Here is a 3,225-nt window from a genome sequence, read left to right on the forward strand (position 1 = left end):
GGGCCCGCCTGTTCGTCGCGGCAGGCGCCGACGAGCACGAGGGAGGACAACAGCGGGAGCAGGACGCAGGGATGGACGCGCATCGAAGTCCAGGACTCTACCCTTCCCCATCTTCCGGGAAGCGTTCTTCCGTCGGTGGGACGGTGCGTTCCCAGTCGTGGGCAACCCGTCCGCAAGGGAGGGCGGCCGAGCTGTCGGGCCCCCCGGTCCCTGTTGGCGTGCCCGGAAGGGCACCCCATGTTCCAGTTCATCACAGGGAGGGGTAACCAGATGAACAAGGGACTGATGGCGGGTGCGGTGGCGATCTCGGTGTTGGCGGCGGGTTCCGCGCAGGCGGCTTCGACGGAGCTGCGCAGGTCCACGAACACGCGAGGCCTTTCATTCATGGTGGGCGGCGGTGTCGAGGGCTACACCGACGCGCTGCGGACGCAGATTGATCCGGGCCTCGCGTACGGCGTGACGATCGGCCTCAAGCCGACGAACGTGGTGGGCGTGGAGCTGGGCTACACGGGCAGCGTCAGCGAGTTCAACAGCGGCGGCGTGCTGGCGACGAACGCGAATGGGCCGGACATCGTGCGCAACGGCGTGCAGGGCGCGTTGACGATTGGCCTCACGGCCACGCGGCTCCAGCCGTACGTCATGGGCGGCGTGGGCGTCAGCCGCTACAACGTGCGCGCCATCGCGCCGGGCTTCCAGGACGACACGGTGGGCAACGTGCCGGTGGGCGGTGGCCTGCGCCTGCAGTTGGGCAGCTTCACCGCGGACGCGCGCGTGAACTACAACTTCCTGTTCGACCAGGGGTTCGCCGCGTCGCTGCCGGCGTCCGACGTGGACCTGGGCGGTGACGAGACCTTCAGCAAGGGCGGCCGGTACATCGGCACGCTCAACCTGGGTGCCACCTTCTAGACACTCCGCGGCCTTCCGCCGTCCCGACCTCCGGACACGGAAGGCCCGGGGCGGATGGGGGGAGCGCGGCAACCGCGCGAAAATCCAGCGCCCGGTGGCAGGCGTGACGCTTGCTGCCGGGCGTTCGCATGCGCTTCGAATTCGAGCACCTGGGCAGCCCCACTCCGTTCGAACTGACCGAGGGACAGCACCTGCTGGGAGGTGGCCCCGAGGACCATGTCCACCTGGAGGGTCTGCCACCGGGGCTGTTGACCCTGCGCATCGAATCCCAGCGGCTGATGGTGGAGGCGGTGCGCAGCTTCACCGTGAACTCGGTGCGCGTGCTGCCCGGCGTGTCACGCCTGGTGCTGCCCGGGGAGGTGCTGGGCCTTCCCGACGGCATGTGCCTGCGAGTGCTCGCCGAGCCGAGCGCCCCCGAGCGCGGCGTGGGCACCGTCGCGATGCTCAAGGGACTGCTGACGGATTCCGAGTCGCGTCCGTCGCGCGCCGCCACCGTCACCTGCCTCACCGGCCTGGACGTGGGCCGCTGTCATGCGCTCGCGGAGGCGCATACCGACATCGGCCGGGGAGATGGGGTAGCCCTGCGGTTGAGGGACCGGGCCGTGTCCCGTCTGCACGCGCGGATCCGCCGCGAAGGTCCGGGCTTCCTGCTGGAGGACCTGGGCACGCCCAACGGCGTGTTCCTCAACGGCGTTCGTCTGGAGGCGCCCGGGGCGCTGGCGGATGGCGACGTCGTGGAGCTGGGACGGTCCCTGCTGCGCTTCCAGGCGGCTTTCGACGACGCTCCGGACGGCGGCGGGCCCATCCGTCCCACCCCGGACGGTGACGTGGCGAACGAGCCGCTTCAGCCTCCTGAGCGCGAGCAGCGGCGCACGCGTTCGGAGGGGTGGATCATCGCCGTGGGCGCGGTGCTGGCGCTGGTCGGGTTGCTCCTCACCTACGTGCTGGCGGCTTCAGGGTGAAGGCGGGCTTCGCGCGCTTCAGCCGGGCAGCGGCGAGAGGCCCGCGCGCTCCACCAGGAGCGTGGCCAGGTAGCGGTGGTGGCGGAAGAAGCTGGTGAAGTGCACGAAGCCCTTGCTTCCCCGGATGGCGTAGACCGTCACCGGGCCGGGGAGCACGTCCAGCTTGCGGATGTCCGCGAAGGAGAAGCGCCGGGTGCGCACCATGCCCCGGCAGGTGATGCCCCGGGAGTCCACTTCGATGCGGGTGCGTCCGTAGTAGGTGAGCGACACCGCGAAGAAGACGACGAAGAAGCCCGCGGACAGGAACGTCTTCAACGGTACCCCGTCGAAGTTGAACAGGTAGACGAGCACTCCGAGCCACAGCAGGCCCGCTGCCGCCATCGTCGCGGCGAGCACTCGCCGGGGGCGAAAGACCTGCTGCGGCTGCTTCCCCTCCACCGTCCGTTCGAGTCCGTCCATGACTCCTAAAATAGTGGCGGAGCCAACCCCTGGAACGATGCCCGGCTGCTCTCCATGCGAGCAGTCAGCGCAGGCGCTCGGCCTTCTGTCGGGACTCCGCCTGGAGTTCCGGGCGCACGTCCGCCGCGCTGGACTTCGCATAGCGCGTATAGAGGTCCCGAGCCTCCAGGTTGCGCCCCAGTGCCCGGTAGGCCTCCGCGAGGCCGTACAGCGGGGAGGCCGAGTCCGGCTCCAGCTTCAGCGCGAACTGGTAATCCGCCGCGGCCTCCGCATACCGACGCAGGCCGATGTTGGCGCTGCCCCGCGCGGTGTAGGCCACCGTGAGCAGGGGCTCCTGCTGCACGGCCTGGGTCAGCGTCTGTAGCGCGGCCGCGTAGGCGCGCTGGCTGATGTGCTGGACGCCCTGCTCGTAGGCGCGGCGGGCCTGGGCGCGCGTCGTGTCCGCCACGGGGCCCGAGCCGGGGGGCTGGCCCATGGCCTGCGGAGAGGTGCCGGACTCCGCCTGCTTCGCGCGCGCCCGGGTGATGTTGTCCTGCGCGCTCTGGCGGATGGCGGCGTCCTGGGTGAGGCGCGAGGCCTGCTCCCATTCGTCGATGGCGCGCCCGTAGTAGCCGAGCACCGCCAGCGCGTTGCCCAGCTTGAAGCGCGCCTCCACATGTTCCGGCGCCGCGTGCTCCGCGTCGAGGAAGGCGAAGGCCGCCTCGCGGTAGCGACGCTCGCGCATCAGGGCGTCCCCGTCTCGGATCCGCGTGGCGGCCAGCACGGCCTGCGAGGTGCGCTGCGGCTGCGGCTCCGCGCTGGCGGTGCTCGGCTACTACGGGCGCGCCATCGACGAATGGGAGCAGGCCTCGCGCCTCACCCAGGACGCCGCCATCCGCCAGAGCGCGCAGGACAACAT

The 3,225-nt window shown here is 70.6% G+C and carries 4 protein-coding genes; 2 read left to right on the plus strand and 2 right to left on the minus strand.

Going from position 1 to position 3,225, the window contains the following annotated elements:
• Positions 1–270: 270 nt before the first annotated feature.
• Both D7V88_RS40015 and D7V88_RS40020 read left to right on the plus strand, forming a co-directional pair.
• Positions 271–906, plus strand: a complete 636-nt coding sequence (locus tag D7V88_RS40015; RefSeq protein ID WP_120545761.1) for an outer membrane beta-barrel protein — start codon at positions 271–273, stop codon at positions 904–906.
• A 128-nt stretch (positions 907–1,034) separates the two neighbouring features.
• Entirely contained in the window at positions 1,035–1,868 is an 834-nt protein-coding gene (locus tag D7V88_RS40020; RefSeq protein WP_120545762.1) for an FHA domain-containing protein, read from the plus strand.
• A gap of 18 nt (positions 1,869–1,886) precedes the next feature.
• Here the strand turns inward: D7V88_RS40020 and D7V88_RS40025 are convergent, their stop codons facing one another.
• Both D7V88_RS40025 and D7V88_RS40030 read right to left on the minus strand, forming a co-directional pair.
• Positions 1,887–2,249 (minus strand): PH domain-containing protein, encoded by a 363-nt coding sequence (locus tag D7V88_RS40025; RefSeq protein ID WP_244238651.1) that lies wholly within the window; start codon positions 2,247–2,249, stop codon positions 1,887–1,889.
• 142 nt (positions 2,250–2,391) lie between these two features.
• A complete protein-coding gene (locus D7V88_RS40030) occupies positions 2,392–3,051 on the minus strand; it encodes a tetratricopeptide repeat protein (protein WP_244238650.1) in 660 nt (219 codons plus the stop codon).
• Positions 3,052–3,225 lie beyond the last annotated feature (174 nt).

Origin of the sequence: Corallococcus terminator, from assembly GCF_003611635.1 — a bacterium.
Lineage (GTDB): Bacteria > Myxococcota > Myxococcia > Myxococcales > Myxococcaceae > Corallococcus > Corallococcus terminator.